The 15,008-nt window shown below is 51.1% G+C and carries 14 protein-coding genes; 9 read left to right on the top strand and 5 right to left on the bottom strand.

The features are described from left to right. The first annotated feature begins 137 nt into the window (after positions 1-137). The 3 genes from NST44_RS23515 to NST44_RS23505 all read left to right on the top strand — a co-directional run bounded on the left by NST44_RS23515 (position 138) and on the right by NST44_RS23505 (position 2,622). Positions 138-476 (top strand): antibiotic biosynthesis monooxygenase, encoded by a 339-nt coding sequence (locus NST44_RS23515; protein WP_007130382.1) that lies wholly within the window; start codon positions 138-140, stop codon positions 474-476. A 171-nt stretch (positions 477-647) separates the two neighbouring features. After that, positions 648-1,898 (top strand): DHH family phosphoesterase, encoded by a 1,251-nt coding sequence (locus NST44_RS23510; RefSeq protein WP_028405512.1) that lies wholly within the window; start codon positions 648-650, stop codon positions 1,896-1,898. Between the two features lie 181 nt (positions 1,899-2,079). Further along, positions 2,080-2,622, top strand: coding sequence for a GrpB family protein (locus tag NST44_RS23505; protein ID WP_210095284.1), 543 nt, complete (start codon positions 2,080-2,082; stop codon positions 2,620-2,622). Between the two features lie 244 nt (positions 2,623-2,866). Here NST44_RS23505 and qoxD read toward each other — a convergent pair whose 3' ends face one another. The 4 genes from qoxD to qoxA all read right to left on the bottom strand — a co-directional run bounded on the left by qoxD (position 2,867) and on the right by qoxA (position 6,758). After that, positions 2,867-3,154 (bottom strand): cytochrome aa3 quinol oxidase subunit IV, encoded by a 288-nt coding sequence (qoxD, locus tag NST44_RS23500; RefSeq protein WP_028405513.1) that lies wholly within the window; start codon positions 3,152-3,154, stop codon positions 2,867-2,869. Position 3,155: 1 nt separating this feature from the next. Beyond that, the gene (gene qoxC, locus NST44_RS23495) at positions 3,156-3,752 is read right to left on the bottom strand and encodes a cytochrome aa3 quinol oxidase subunit III (protein WP_028405514.1); all 597 of its coding nucleotides are present in this window, start codon (positions 3,750-3,752) and stop codon (positions 3,156-3,158) included. Next, positions 3,749-5,692, bottom strand: coding sequence for a cytochrome aa3 quinol oxidase subunit I (gene qoxB, locus NST44_RS23490; RefSeq protein WP_007130377.1), 1,944 nt, complete (start codon positions 5,690-5,692; stop codon positions 3,749-3,751). The genes qoxC and qoxB overlap by 4 nt, the downstream gene beginning before the upstream one ends. Positions 5,693-5,756: 64 nt before the next feature. Next, the gene (qoxA, locus tag NST44_RS23485; RefSeq protein ID WP_213616913.1) at positions 5,757-6,758 is read right to left on the bottom strand and encodes a cytochrome aa3 quinol oxidase subunit II; all 1,002 of its coding nucleotides are present in this window, start codon (positions 6,756-6,758) and stop codon (positions 5,757-5,759) included. Positions 6,759-7,264: 506 nt separating this feature from the next. Here qoxA and NST44_RS23480 point away from each other — a divergent pair. The 5 genes from NST44_RS23480 to NST44_RS23460 all read left to right on the top strand — a co-directional run bounded on the left by NST44_RS23480 (position 7,265) and on the right by NST44_RS23460 (position 12,590). Beyond that, a complete protein-coding gene (locus tag NST44_RS23480; RefSeq protein WP_210095285.1) occupies positions 7,265-8,416 on the top strand; it encodes a sensor histidine kinase in 1,152 nt (383 codons plus the stop codon). Beyond that, on the top strand, positions 8,413-9,045 hold the full coding sequence (locus NST44_RS23475; RefSeq protein ID WP_210095323.1) for a response regulator: 633 nt from the start codon (positions 8,413-8,415) through the stop codon (positions 9,043-9,045). Before NST44_RS23480 ends, NST44_RS23475 begins: the two co-directional genes overlap by 4 nt. Before the next feature lie 212 nt (positions 9,046-9,257). Beyond that, positions 9,258-10,190: an ABC transporter ATP-binding protein gene (locus NST44_RS23470; RefSeq protein ID WP_210095286.1), complete on the top strand. Its 933-nt coding sequence runs from the start codon at positions 9,258-9,260 to the stop codon at positions 10,188-10,190. Positions 10,191-10,206: 16 nt separating this feature from the next. Further along, a complete protein-coding gene (locus tag NST44_RS23465; RefSeq protein ID WP_210095287.1) occupies positions 10,207-11,487 on the top strand; it encodes an ABC transporter permease in 1,281 nt (426 codons plus the stop codon). Then, positions 11,487-12,590, top strand: a complete 1,104-nt coding sequence (locus NST44_RS23460; RefSeq protein ID WP_210095288.1) for an ABC transporter permease — start codon at positions 11,487-11,489, stop codon at positions 12,588-12,590. The genes NST44_RS23465 and NST44_RS23460 overlap by 1 nt, the downstream gene beginning before the upstream one ends. A gap of 189 nt (positions 12,591-12,779) precedes the next feature. Here the strand turns inward: NST44_RS23460 and pdxR are convergent, their stop codons facing one another. Then, complete coding sequence (gene pdxR, locus NST44_RS23455; RefSeq protein ID WP_210095289.1) at positions 12,780-14,225, bottom strand: MocR-like pyridoxine biosynthesis transcription factor PdxR; 1,446 nt, start codon at positions 14,223-14,225, stop codon at positions 12,780-12,782. 140 nt (positions 14,226-14,365) lie between these two features. On the opposite strand from pdxR, the gene NST44_RS23450 reads away from it, so the two are divergent. Next, positions 14,366-14,986 carry a LysE/ArgO family amino acid transporter gene (locus tag NST44_RS23450; protein WP_007130373.1) on the top strand — a complete coding sequence of 207 codons (621 nt, stop codon included), beginning with the start codon at positions 14,366-14,368 and terminating at the stop codon, positions 14,984-14,986. Positions 14,987-15,008: the final 22 nt, after the last annotated feature.

Here is a 15,008-nt window from a genome sequence, read left to right as displayed (position 1 = left end):
ATCCGAAACATACGCTTAATTAACCGGCGAGCTTGAACAGCTGTCTCACTGGCGCTGATTTGACAATGATAATCGTTATCATTTAGAATGGAGTTATTATGTAAATCGTATTATTATCAAAGGAGTGCTTTTTGAATATGTTAATTGAAACGAAAACCATCGTCGTAAAAGCCGGCACCTCGCATCTGGTTGTCGAGCGCTTCAGCAAGCCCGGGCCGATTGAAGAAATCGAAGGATTTATCGATCTGAGCGTTCTCGTTAAGAATGCCAAGCGGAGCGATGAGACCGAAGAAGTGATCGTCATGATCCGTTGGGAAGACAAGGAAGCCTGGAAGCGCTGGGAGACCAGTCCCGCTCATATTCAAGGGCACCGCGATTCCCGCGGCAAGCCGCAGCCCGAACATGTCATCAGCTCGAGCCATGCCATGTATGAAGTTAAGGCAACGAAAGGTCCGAGATCTGTTCAACAGGCTTAATTAGATCATAGCTGTATTTGTGAACGAGGAAGCGTATTCGCATACGCTTCTTTTTTTTTGTTGATCACGGTCATCTGATCCGGAGATTAAAACGGAAGATATTAGGGAATCGTATGGTGTGGAGATTGTCCTGATTGATTCTATATACGACCTGCAAGGAGGATGCTGGATATGTACCATCTCTACAGTCACAACGACCTGGATGGCGTTGGCTGCGGCATTATTGCAAAATGTGCGTTCGGCGATGGAGTCGACGTGCGCTACAACACGATCAATGGATTGAACCAGCAGGTTGCAAGATACTTGAACCGCTTCTCCTTAGAAGAGCATCCCTACGACATGTTATTCATAACGGATCTGTCGGTAGCACCCGACATTGAGAAGCAGTTGAATCTGTTCGTAGAGGAAGGCGGACAGGTACAGCTTATTGATCATCATAAAACCGCGCTCCATTTAAACGATTATATGTGGGGCCAGGTGACGGTAACGCACAGGGACGGACGATTGGCATCGGCAACCTCCCTGCTCTACGAGTATCTCATTCAACACGGGCATCTCAGCCAATCCGAATCCCTCGATCAATTCGTGGAGCTTGTGCGGCTGTACGATACCTGGGAATGGGAGGAAGCCGAGAAGCCGGAGGCCAAGCGGCTGAACGATCTGTTCTACATGCTGTCCATCGATGAGTTTGAATCGAAGATGGTCGAGCGTCTGCGCAGTGCGGAAGAGTTTTATTTCGACGAGTTCGAAGAAAAGATTCTGGACATGGAGGAGGACAAGATTGGCCGCTATATTCGGCGCAAGCAGCGGGAGATCATTCAAACCTTCATTGATGAGTACTGCGTCGGCATCGTATATGCAGAGTCCTATCATTCCGAATTGGCCAGTGAGCTGGGGACGATCTACCCGCATCTGGACTATATCGCCATTTTGAATATGGGCGGCCGGAAATTGAGCCTGCGGACGATTCACGACCATGTCGATGTATCCGAAGTGGCAATGCGTTACGGAGGCGGTGGCCACTCCAAGGCATCCGGGTGCACGATCACGGAGGAGGTGTACAGGCTGTTTGCAGCCGAGCCTTTCGAATTGGAGCCGATCCGGCTGGATGCGCACCGGAATCAATTCAATCTCAAAGGCTCCGAATCGGGAGTGCTGTATGAGAGCTGGGGAGAGGACCTTGTTTTCGTATACTGCCGGTCCGGAGAATGGATCGTGGAGTGGAACGGGGAGGAGCTGCCTTTTCGATTCGGTTCCTTCGACGAAGCGGAGCGGCACTTGAAGCGGCAGTATGGCGTCTGGCTCGCCCGGGACGATGCATTCGTCCGGATGCTCAAGGATCAGCTGATGCAGAGGCGCTCCGGCGAACGGTTAGCCCTGTCAACCGATATGGAGGAGGAAAAGCTGCTCGAAGAACTATAATTCTCGTGCTCGATTTTAAGGGAGGCAGTCCTATAAGATCTCTAGATCTTTGGGGGGCCTCCTGTTTTTGTTTGGAAAGACACTCCTTATGGCTGGATATAATTGACAAAGCCATCATCAAATGATACTCTTGGAGGTCCTGTTATATTTAGCGCCCTGATAAGGGAAGGAGGATGAATCAATGTCTAAGTATGTGGTCAAAGTAGTATCTTACAAAACGGAATGGTCTCTGGAATTTGAGAAAGAGAAAGACCGATTGCTTAACGCTCTGGCCCCTCACATCGTCACCATCGAACATGCAGGCAGTACGTCGATACCGAATCAAGATGCCAAGCCAATCATCGATATGTACGCGGCCGTACACCCATTGCTTCAAAAACAAGACTATGCAGCTTTGCTTAGCAATTCAGGCTACCGCTTTATGGAGAACGGCATGACCGGACGCTATTTATTCATAAAAGAACATGCAAGGGTGCGCACGCATCACTTGCATATCCTGCCGAAGGAGGGATTTTACGAAAGAAAGGAATTGCTGTTTCGCGACTACCTCCGGGCTCACCCCGATTTGGTCCTGGAATACGGCGAACTTAAACGCATGTTGGCTGAACGGTATCATGACGATCCGGAAGAATACACGAAGGCAAAAACAGCCTTTATCCAGCGCGTTGTTGATTTAGCGCGAACAGAACGGGGACTTCCCCTTGAAAGCGTATGGGAAACGTAAGGTTAGGGCAATCGTAAGACTAGTACTCTTACATAAGCTACAGGAATCGTAAGATCGGAAATCCTGCAAATGCTATGTCGAAAACGTAAAGACGGAGAAGAGCAGCCCCATGGCTCTCAATATCCACGGGTTTGATCGACAACATAAAAAAACTGTCCCGCCGTAGAAAACCTACGAATGGGACAGTTCCTTGCAGTCTAGATCTATTCTCATATTCATTTGCCGCGCTGCGGCGGACTCCCGTTTAGGAGTACCAGCCCCATACAAAGATGAACAGCGTACCCAGGATGGTCACTAGCGCAACGAAAAGGGCATAGGCGATATTGATGTAGACGGACTTCTTATCCTCGCTTTCTCCGACGTGCATGAAGAGCATAAGCTGAACGGCAGCCTGCAAAACTGCAGTTACCAGCAAAATGGCCATTTTCGATCCTGCCGGAATATCCAGCAGGACGACAAGGGCGACGGCTGAAAGGACGAGGGACGAGATATAACCCGCTACATGCTTAATAGGAAACAGCTGTTTTAACATGTCACATCAGTCCTTTCAGATAAACAAAGCTGAAGATAAAGATCCAGACAACATCAAGGAAATGCCAGTACAGCGAGAAAATGAAGGACTTGTTCGCTGTTGAATGATCCAGCCCGTATTTCTTGAGTTGAATGAGGATCGCGGTCCCCCAGAGCAGACCGAAGGTCACGTGAGCTCCGTGCGTACCCAGAAGGGTGAACAAGCTTGATGCGAAGGCACTGGTAGACAGCGTGACGCCTTCGTGCACATACGTAAAGAATTCGAAAATTTCGATTCCGAGAAAGCCTGCTCCCAGGAGAAGCGTGATGATCATAAAGATCATCATCTGCTTCTTAAGGCCAAGGCGCATCGCGTGAACCGCAAGGCCGATGGTAAAGCTGCTTGTCAGGAGCACGAACGTTTCAAGCAGTACCGGCGTAATTTCAAAGATTTCCGCTCCGCTCGGACCGCTGGCATGGCGGTCTGCGAGGACGAAGTAGACGGTAAACAAGGTAGCAAAGAGCGCAATTTCAGCTCCGAGGAACAGCCAGAATCCAAATATGCGATTACGGTTCTCCTCTGTTCCATATTCCAGCGGCTGAGAGGCATCTATTTTCATACCGTATCACCCCGCAGTTTCTGTTCGGTTTGAACGATCTCTTCAACCGGAATGTAATAACCATGATCACGGTCAAAGGACATGGTAGCCAATATGATCAGCACGGCAATACCGGCGATGATGGACGGAATCCACCAGCTGAATACCAGGAAGAAGCCAAGGAAGAAGAAGGCGATGCCCAGAATAAACGGCTTTCCGGTATTGCTCGGCATATGAATCTTCGTAATTTTCTCATTCGACAGCGGTTCGTTATTCTTCTTCGAGAACCAGAATGCATCGCGGCCTTTAACCTCAGGCGCAACTGCAAAGTTATAGACTGGCACTGGGCTTGGCGTAGACCATTCGAGTGAGCGTGCATCCCATGGGTCACCCGTTTTATCCCGCGGCTGATAACGCGTACTCCAGTAAATGTTGTATACCAGCAGGATAAATCCGATCGCCAGGCCGATCGCACCGACCATCGACAGCATGTTCAGCGGACCGAAGCCGGTCTCGGCCGAATACGTGTACGTCCGGCGCGTCATACCCATCAGTCCCAGGAAGAACAGCGGGAAGAAGGTGACGTTGAACGAAATCGCGATGAACCAGAATGCTGTTTTGCCAAGCTTTTCGTTCAGGCGGAAGCCGAATACTTTCGGGAACCAGTAATGGAAGCCGGCAATGACGGCGAATACGGCACCTGGAATGAGCACATAGTGGAAGTGGGCAACCAGGAACATCGTATTATGATACTGGTAGTCTGCGCTGGCCATAGCCAGCATGACGCCGGTCACGCCGCCAATCGTAAAGATCGGGATGAAGGCGAGTGAATACAGCATCGGTGTTGTAAAGCTGATTCGGCCCTTATGAAGCGTAAAGAGCCAGTTGAATATTTTGACACCCGTCGGAACGGCAATCGCCATCGTGGTAATGGAGAAGAAGCCGTTGACCATTGCGCCTTGACCCATCGTATAAAAGTGGTGGGCCCAGACTAGGAAGGACAGGCCGGAGATGACAACCATACTCGCGACCATTGAGCTGTAGCCGTACAGATTTTTCCGCGAAAACGCCGAGATAATCTCACTGAAAATCCCGAACGCCGGGAGAATAACGATATAGACTTCAGGGTGACCCCATACCCAGAACAGGTTGGCCCACAGCATATCCATACCGCCATTGGCCATCGTGAAGAACTGGGAACCGAAGATACGGTCGAACATCATCAGCAGCAGGGCGATCGTAAGGACCGGGAATGCAAAAATGATGATGACACACGTAATCAGCACGGACCAAGTAAACATCGGCATGCGCATCAGAGTCATGCCTTTCGCACGCATCTTCAGGATGGTTACGATAAAGTTAACCCCCGTCAGCAGTGTACCGATCCCTGAGATCTGAAGCGCCAGGGAATAGTAGTTGTTACCGACTGTCGGACTGAATTCGATACTTGCCAATGGGAAGTATGCGGTCCAGCCGGCATCCGGGGATCCTCCAATCACGAAGGAGATATTGAACAGCATCGCTCCGGCAAAGAACAACCAGAAGCTGATCGCATTCAATTTGGGGAACGCAACGTCGCGCGCGCCGATCTGCAGCGGCACGACAACGTTCATGAGACCGAAAATAAACGGCATCGCCATAAACAGAATCATGATGACGCCATGGGTTGTAAATACCTCGTTATAGTGCTGTCCGTCAAGAAACTTCATATCCGGCGCAGCGGTCTGCGCGCGCATCATGATTGCGTCCACGCCGCCGCGGAACAGCATGATCAGTGCACAGATGATGTACATGACACCGATTTTCTTGTGATCCACGGTGGTCAGCCATTCCCGCCAAAGATATCCCCATTTCTTGTAATAGGTCAATCCGAAGAGGATTGCGAGCGAGACGAGAACAATGCTCACCATGGCACCGTAAATTAACGGTTCACCGGTAACGAAAAATTCGTCCCATTTCATAAAGGCCTAGCTCCTTTCTAGATGTATGAAGTCGATCAGACGCTTCGCATCAAAAGCTTCCAAATTAATGTCCATCATGTTGATGTGTTGAACTTTCTTCAGCCGGGGAAGTTGGCAGCGGCTCATCCGGATTGACGTTGCTCTCCCTGTCGAACTCCGTTTCTTCCGTTGTGGCAGGGTCCGGATGCAGCTCTTTATGTCCCTGGTGCTCTTCATTGCCGTTACTGTCGCCGCCATGATGATGACCTTCAGGCGGAGGACTGAACTCCAAGTGGTTGGTCGAGAAAGTCATTCTTCCGACATGCTCGGTTTTCAGAAGCTTGTTGAATTCGTCCTGTGTCAGCTCAGGAGCCGTATCCTTCACGTCCTTGACCCATTCTTCGTAATCGGCAGGCGACATCGCCAGCGCCTCGAATTCCATGTGGGCGAAGCCTTCGCCGCTGAAGTTTGCGTTCCGGCCCAGCATGGAGCCCGGCTCGTCGGCAACCATGTTCAGCTTAGTGACCATGTCGCTCATCGCGTATTTCTGGCCGTGCAGCTGCGGGATCCAGAAGCTTGTAATCGGGCCGAACGAGTAGAGTCTGAACTCGATCGGTCGGTTGGTCGGGATGTTAACGTAATTGACGGTTTCGATCCCTTCTTCCGGATAGCTGAAGTGCCATTTCCAGTTGGATGAGGAAGCATAAATGACGAGAGGCTTCTGATTCTCGTAGCCTTCTGGCACTTTTTCAACAGCCACCGTTGTCTTAACCGTGACGACAGACAGGATCGCGACGATCACAATCGGGATGGCCGTCCACAGGATTTCCAGCCATTTGTTCCCTTCCTCGTGAGGAGGCTCATATCCCTCGTTGGATTTTCTCGCCCGGTATTTGGTGAGCATGAAGATGTAAAGCACATAAACTACAACCAAAATTCCGATCATCATCAGAATGGAGAATATGATTGTATCGGATAGGGTTCTGGCAGCCGGTCCTTTCGGATTTAATACCGTAAGCGAGCTGCATCCCGATAAGAGCAAGGTAAAAATTACAAACATTGCAAATAACGGCCCTCTTTTGTTCATGATGTACCCCTTTCCTTGAAACGGCTTCGTTCGATTCAATGTTCTTGTCACCTATATACTAGGAAGTTCTGCAATGCTTTGCAAAAGACATAAACAGGTTTTGCTAACATAAAAATCCAGATATTTGTCAATGTGTTTAACGTTATGTGTGCAAATTGTTACAAAACGAGGGGGCTATGAGAGAAATCATTGTAATGGCGCGGTTTTTCGGCAGTTCATACTTTGTTCAAAACTTCACGAGAGTTACCAGTTTCGTCACAAATCCGGGCGTGTTTTTGCTTGATTTAGAGGAAGGATACAACCTAGAGAGCCCTTTATTTATAAGGCCTCAAGCTGGTATGTTGTTAATTTCACAAATGATGAACAGCCGAAGATCATTTCCAATTTGATTGTTAACCGAGCCTAGGGCGTATGATATGATGATGCTGAACTAACAATTGGTAAAATAATGAATGGACTGATCGGTTTCGGCTGCACGGTACCATCGTAGAAAGCGGGGGAAGGCTTTGCGCTCATTTTGGATATGGCTGCTCCTTCTGATCGCCAGCTGGTTGCTTGCGTTATGGCATCTTAGTCTTGGGGATCTCGATGTACTTTCATGGCGGATCGGGAGCAGTGCCGTATTTCTGGCCGCATTTTTTATCGCACCGCTGTTCCGGAACCGTCCTGCCATGTTATTTGTCACATTATTGACGGCCTCTGTCTTTGCTGTCGTTTCGTTATGGCCAGCCAGTGAAGGAAGCCCCAATATATATAGTCTGCTGGTATTCTCCATACTTGCTGGCAAGGCTGCATACAGGGTCTCCCCGGCCCAATCCATCGGAATCGGCATAGTGCTGTTGATCGGCGCGATGTTACCGAAACTGATGGGGTATCCTGGATTACCGCTGCCGTTTCTCCTGTTGTACGCGATACTGCTTGCCCTCGGCCTGGGGATCTTTCGGATGCAAAGGGCAAGATACGAGGAAACACTGGCACGTAATGAAGCCCTGCTAAGCGAGTACCGGAATATGAAACGCCGTCTCGTCACGGATGAGCAGCTGGCGAGACGGGAGGAGAGGGCGCAGGTAGGCAGGGATATCCATGATTCCGTCGGACATAAGTTGACCGCCCTCCTCATGCAGCTTGAGATGCAGCGGCTCCAAGCAGATCATGATACCGCAAACGTGCTGCAAGGGCTGAAAGTGCTGGCAAAAGAAAGTCTCGAGGAGACGAGAAACGCGGTAAAGTCGCTGAAGCAGCAAGAAACCGGGGGCCTTGCAGGGATTATGGGCCTGCTTCGCCGGCTGGAGGCCGAGCGCTTCATGCGGGTTCATCTTACCGCCAGGCACGGTGCACTTACCACCCCGCTTAGCAATTCGCAATCGATTGCAGTGTACCGGGCGGTTCAAGAAGCGATGACCAATGCCATGAAGCATGGCAGCACCCGGGAAGTATCCATCCTGTTTGAAGCGCCGGGCGGCGGAATGTTCAGGTTCGAGGTTTCGAATCCGTACCAAGGCTTCCGGTCGTCGTTCCGCGAGGGATACGGCCTTCAATCGATGCGGGAGCGTTTGGAGAGTGAGGGCGGCTCGCTTGAGGTTGTGCATTACGACAACGTGTTCGTTGTAAGAGGAGAGTTGTTATTGAACCGGGAGACCAAGGAGGGAGTCAACTGATACGGATTTTGTTGGCGGAAGATCAGGCCATGGTTCGGCAAGGATTGAAATTGATGATTGAAAGCAGTGGGAGCATGCGGGTGACCGGGGAAGCAGGTAACGGTAAAGAGGCGGTCGCGCTCTGCGAAAGCCATATTTACGATGTAGCGGTGCTGGACATCCGGATGCCCGAGATGAGCGGTCTGGAGGCTGCCCGAACGATTCGCGCGAGATGGCCGAAGTTGAAGGTACTGATGCTTACTACCTTTAATGACGATCAGTATGCCGTGGAAGCGCTGAAGAGCGGGGCGAGCGGATACATGCTCAAGGATGCTGAGCCTGAAGCACTGATTCGAGCGATTCAAAGCTGCCTCTCAGGCGGGCTTCCGCTGCAGGAAGACGTTGCGGCGAAGGTGATCCCTAAGCTGCTGGAGGAGAGGAAGGAGCTGACGGTCGATACGTCGATTACACCACGGGAGCTGGACATTATGCGTCTGGTGGGGGAGGGCCGCAGCAACCGCGAAATCGCTGGTGAGCTTGGGTTGTCGGTCGGCACCGTGAAGAATCATGTCAGCCAAATCATGGATAAGCTGGACCTACGGGACCGTACCCAGCTGGCGATTTATGCGATTCGTCACAATGTCGTATAGACGGACGAAGAATAGGGGCCTTAATTGAGGATGATAGATACATACGAACGTAACATGACTGAAGTCATGGTTTGATATGAAAGCAGTGACCGGGGGCAGTGAATTCACTGCCTTTTTCCATGTACACTTGAAGCTGTAAGCAAGCTCGAAATATTAGGTATCCGCGGCCATTCGCTGTGCGATATTCCTTTTCATGAAATGGGGGATACAACGTGCTGGAAACGGTAGAGCTTCGTAAAGTTTTTAAAGGCAAGACGGCGGTGGAAGAAGTCAGCCTGTATTTGAAAGAGGGGGAGTCGGTTGGATTGATCGGCCCGAACGGGGCTGGAAAATCAACCACCATCTCCATGATTTCTTCGCTTCTTAAGCCGACGGCTGGAGACGTTCGACTGAACGGCCAAAGCGTCATTAAGCATCCGCAGCAACTTCGCAAGGTGCTGGGGGTTGTTCCGCAGGAAATCGCACTGTACGAGGAGCTCAGTTCATACGAGAACCTGAAGTTTTTCGGAAAGGTTTATGGACTTAAAGGGAAGGAGCTAGAGCTAAAAATTCAGGAGCTGCTCGACATGGTGGGACTTCGTGATCGCCAGAAGGAGCTCATCCGGACCTATTCCGGAGGGATGAAGCGACGGATTAACATTGCGGTGGCGCTTATGCACGATCCGAAAATCGTGATCATGGATGAACCGACAGTGGGCATCGACCCGCAGTCCCGCAATCATATCCTCGATACCGTACGTCACCTGAGCCGTGAAAAGGGAACGACCGTGTTGTATACGAGTCATTACATGGAGGAGGTCGAGCAGCTCTGCAGCCGGATGTATATCATGGATCATGGCCGGATCATCGCTTCGGGAACGAAGGAAGAGCTTCAGCTTATTTTATCCGGTGAGGAAACGCTGCTCCTTCGGCTAGACCGTCAGCATGCGGAGTTTACGGAGGAGCTGCAGACACTTGCGGCCGTCCGGCAGGTGGAGGAAACCGAACTTGGATTGAAGCTGATTGTTACGAAAAACCATCAAATCCTCTCTCGGGTCGTCCAAGCGGCTGAACGTTTTGACGTTCAAATCCTAAACATTCATATTGATTCACCGAGCCTTGAAGATGTGTTCCTTCATCTGACCGGCCGGAATTTGCGGGATTAGAGGGGAGGATCGTCCTTTGGGCATCTATTTTAAAAAGGATATCCTGCTGTTCTGGAGAGACCGTAAAGAAGTGCTGGTCGCATTGCTTTTGCCCATTGCATTGACGCTAATCCTTGGGTTTGCGTTGCCGGGCTGGGTGAATAACTCCAATCCGTCATTGGAAATGAAGGTGGCGCTCGTGAACCAGAACCGCCATACGGAAGGGGTAGCCCGTTTTCACGAGCAGCTGAAGGGAAGCTTGTTGTCTCCAGATGAACAGGATGGGCTTGTAGAGGAGACTGCAATGCTTGATCTTGATCCGGAAGCAATGCTGATGGGAATGTTTCGAAGCGAGGATGTCAGCAGGTATATAGAAGTATTGCAACTGGATCACGAAACAGCGTACACGAAATTGAAAGCGGGGGAAGTAACCGCCGTCATAACGATTCCAGAAACATATACATTGGATTCGTTAAACAAGCTGTTGCTGAACGAAGGGGATGGAGCTGCGCTTCTTCTGACTGCTGAGGAGGACACCACCAAGGTTAGCGTCCTTCAAAATATGCTAAACGGTTTACTAAGCACAGTCAATTATCAAGCGGCCTTGAGCCATGCCGCCGGTAGCGGGTCAGACGGTAGTACGTGGTCCGCTCCCCGAACACCCGTCGGCGGACTCGAACGGATCGAAGGTGTCAGGATGATTACATCTTTTCAATATTTTGCGTTTGCGATCACCATTTTTGTCACGCTGTCCATCTCAATTACAATGGCTTCGAAATCGATCACAGAGAAGAGGGAGAAGGTGTTTACTCGTCTTCTGTACTCCGGGGCACGGCCAATGCAGTTTCAACTCGGAAAGATGGCATCTACTTTTTGCATCGCCTTGCTTCAAATGTTGGTCGTGATCCTGCTCTCGCATGTCTTGTTTCAATTGTTTCCCGGAAGGCCGCTGTCCTTCTGGCTGGGGTTAGGGATATTCATGGTTTTGCTCTGTGCAGTGGTGGCTGCATTCGCCGGTTTGTTTACCGCGATGGTTTTTCGCATGAAGGATGGGGATGTGGCTGTAGGGATTTCATTTATCGCGTTGATCCTCCTTGGCGTTATTGGAGGGAGCATGGTACCGATGTATATTTTACCGGATTGGCTGATGGAAGTTGGCCGGCTGACTCCAAACGGGCTTGCGCTAACCTCCCTGATTCAATGGATTCAGGGTACACCGCTTCAGGAGCTGTGGCTTCCGATGCTGTCTTTAGGCATATATACGGTGATAATCATGGCTGCTGGTTTATGGATGTTTCCTAAAAAGGGGGGGATCTGATGGTTTCCATTCTTTTATCGCATTGGATGAGAGAACGAAGAAATCCCTTTCTGCTGCTTTTGTTCATCGGAATTAGCATCATCGCGACCCTGATGTTCGGCGGGGGCATGACGCAGAAGATGAAAATTGACGTGTTCAGCGAGACCGGGGAGTTGAAGGAGAGTGAGAAGGAATGGCTCCTTCTGTTAAACAAGGGCGATACGTTCAAGTTTAGGGCTCAAGACGAGCAATCTGCGAGAACGAAGGTGAGGGAGGGACGCGCCGATCTGGCCGTCAAGCTGACGGGGGACGATTATCGGATAATCGCCGTAAAGGAAAGTCCCAATGCTCAACTCGCCGAGCAGCATATTCGCACCGTGTTCGAGCGGGAGCTCGAGCTGCGGGCCGTATCGGCCGCTGCAGGGGATGAAAAGGGATTTCGCAGTCGGATAGACACCTACCTGGAAGAACCGCCGTTAACGCTTCAGGTCAAGGGAACAGACGGTGAGGAACTGCTTCGTTACGACATGGGCCTGCAGCTGATGTTTGGGTTCTCTTTGTTCCTCGTGATGCTGACGATCGGATTCAAAGTTAACACGATCACGAAGGACAAAATCACTGGCATATGGAGCAGACTCATCCTGTCACCTGTTCGGAAATCGGAGATTTACTTTGGGCATTTATTATACAGCACAATGATTGGCATCGTGCAAATCACAGTCGTATTTCTGATCTTTCGCTACGCCTTCAACTTCGGTTTGGGCCATCGATACGGATTATTGCTTCTGGTCATTGCCCTGTACTCCATGACCATAGTTGCGATGTGCATCCTGCTGGCGGGGATACTCCGGACACCCGAAAAATTTAACATGCTGTTTCCGTCCATCGTTCCGATTATGCCGCTCGTCAGCGGCGTATATATGCCGCCGGGAACCATTACGAGCCCGATCCTGCTGGGGGTGGCGGAAATCTTTCCGATCACGCACGCGATGGAGGCTTTGACCGGGATTGCGATATACGACAATGGAATCGGGGAGCTGTGGCTGCCGCTGTCCAAGCTTATTCTGATCGCAGTTTTATGTATGGGCATCGGAATCAATCTGATGGAACGGCGTCATGTATGACAACACTTCTCCTAACAAATCATGTTGAGTGAAATATCTCTCAATTGCATGTATCGCCATGTTATGATCACATTATTCAATATCATAGGATCCATGCAGCGGGATAATGGCGATTCGACCTAAAAAAAGGGCAGCCGGAAGGCATCTACTCCGGTTGCCCTTATTTGTTCTGTCAATCGGATGCTCCGGCTATGCCAACCCGCGGATCATGCGGGAAAGACGCTGGAGCCCATCGCGCAGCTCCTCCATGGATGCATAGGCATAGGAAAGCCTGAGGTGCTGCCGGTCGTTCCGGTCGTAGATCATGCCGGGGTTAAGCAGTATGCCCTCCGCCAGGGCATGATCGAACAGGGACCGAATCGAGAGGGCCCGTTTGAAACGGAGCCATATGTAAAATCCGCCCTGAGGGCAGCTCCAATCCGCAAGCTCGCGATAATCCTCCTCCAATAAACGAAGGGTATAATCTCTGCGAAGCTTCAATACTCTGCGAATCCGTGTCAAATGCTCCTCATACAGCCCTTCTGACAGCCACTGCGCTACAGCATGCTGTGACAAGGCGCTCGAGCCGTAATCGGTCTGCATTTTAATGTCCGCCAGACGGTCAATGACCGGTTCCGGTCCGACAATCCAGCCGATGCGAAGGCCGGGACCTAGTGTCTTGGACATGCTTCCCAAGTAGAGCACAAGACCTTGCTGATCCCTTGCTTTTAACGGAAGCGGCGCCGGCTGCTCCAACCAGAGATCACCGTAAACATCATCTTCGATGACAGGAAGCCGTTCCCGGGAGCATAAATTCAGCAGCTCCTGCCGTCTTGCGGATGACATATGCGAGCCGGTCGGATTGTGGAAGGAGGGGATGGTATAAAGCAGTGAAGCGTTATGCTGCCGTTTCAATCGGCTGATCGACTCTGTCCGCAGCCCTTCCTCGTCCATGGGAAGCCCATGCATATGCACGCCTGCCGATTGGAATACATGAATGGAATTTAGATAGGACGGATTTTCAACGAATATGGTGGAGCCGCGGTGCAGCAGGCCTAATGAGATGAGCTGAAGCGCTTGGAGACCGCCGGATACGATCAAAATAGATGCGGGCGATGCGATAATCGCTTTGCTGCGCAAATAACGGCTGACGGCTTCTCGTAACGCCAGGCTGCCTTTCGGCTCGGAATAGCCTAGTGAAAAGGCTGCGGCATGGCTCCGGTTAAGCTTATCCAGCATCTCGCCGGCAGGCAGCAGTTCCGAAGAAAGCTCGCCCGTCCCGAGGCGAACGATGCCGGGATCGGCCTCTGCCTTATTGATGGCCTGAATCATCCGAATATTAGGCTGATAGAAGCCCGAGCTCACATATCGGTTCCAATCAGGCGAAGGTGCGGAAGACAGCAGATTCCAGGTGTTGTTGGCAACGACGGTTCCCCTGCCGGTCATGGCTTCAATCAAGCCGTCGGCAGCAAGCTCGCCCAGCGCATACACCACCGTGCTCCGGTTCACCCCGAACCGCTCGGCCAGCTCCCGCTGCGGTGGAATCCGGGTGCCGACAGGCCACTCCCCGTTCATAATCTTCTCTTTGATACGGTCATAAATTTGCTGATGAAGCGGTATGCCTGCTGACTTGTTCAAGCTCCATTCTTCTGACACAGTTACCCCAGCTTTCCGTATGGTGATTCCACTATTATATCGAATTGGTTGGGTGAAATGCCAACCAATTGGACGGAGACACCAGGGCAACCTTCCCCTACAATGAGGTAAAAATGGAGCTGGAGGCGTAATGAAATAAAATGGCCGGCGTTATTGTTCATGGATTTATATTGGCATTGGGTCTGATTCTGCCCTTGGGGGTGCAAAATGTGTTTGTATTTAATCAGGGGGCGGTCCAACCGCGACTTATTAGGGCGCTGCCTGTGATTATCACCGCAGCGCTGTGTGATACGCTGCTCATTACATTGGCCGTTATGGGAGTATCGGTGGTCGTTCTACAATACGATTGGCTGCGCATGACCATGATCACGCTCGGGATCGGGTTTCTAATCTACATGGGGCAAGCGACATGGAAGAGCAAGCCCCGGAAGCAGGAGGAAGGCAGTCCCCGTTCGTTAACCCCCAAGAAGCAGATTGCCTTCGCGATGTCCGTATCGCTGCTGAATCCGCATGCACTGCTTGATACGGTCGGTGTTATCGGCACCAGCTCTCTTCAGTATGCAGGAGTGCAGAAAGCGGTTTTTGCTGCAGTGTGCATCGGGGTATCCTGGTTGTGGTTTATAGCCCTTGGAATCGCCGGGAAGGCTGTGGGAAGCATGGACACCTCGGGCCGACTGCTTACGGTGATCAACCGGATTTCGGCGGTAATCATGTGGGGGACGGCTGCTTACCTTGCCTTTGGGTTGATTGCGGGTTCTTAAGCTGCAGTAAAGTCACACGGAC

This window comes from Paenibacillus sp. FSL W8-0919 (assembly GCF_038003785.1).
Lineage (GTDB): Bacteria > Bacillota > Bacilli > Paenibacillales > Paenibacillaceae > Paenibacillus_AQ > Paenibacillus_AQ lactis.
The sequence above is the reverse complement of the archived record's forward strand: the minus strand, read 5'-3'. Positions and strand labels throughout refer to the sequence as shown.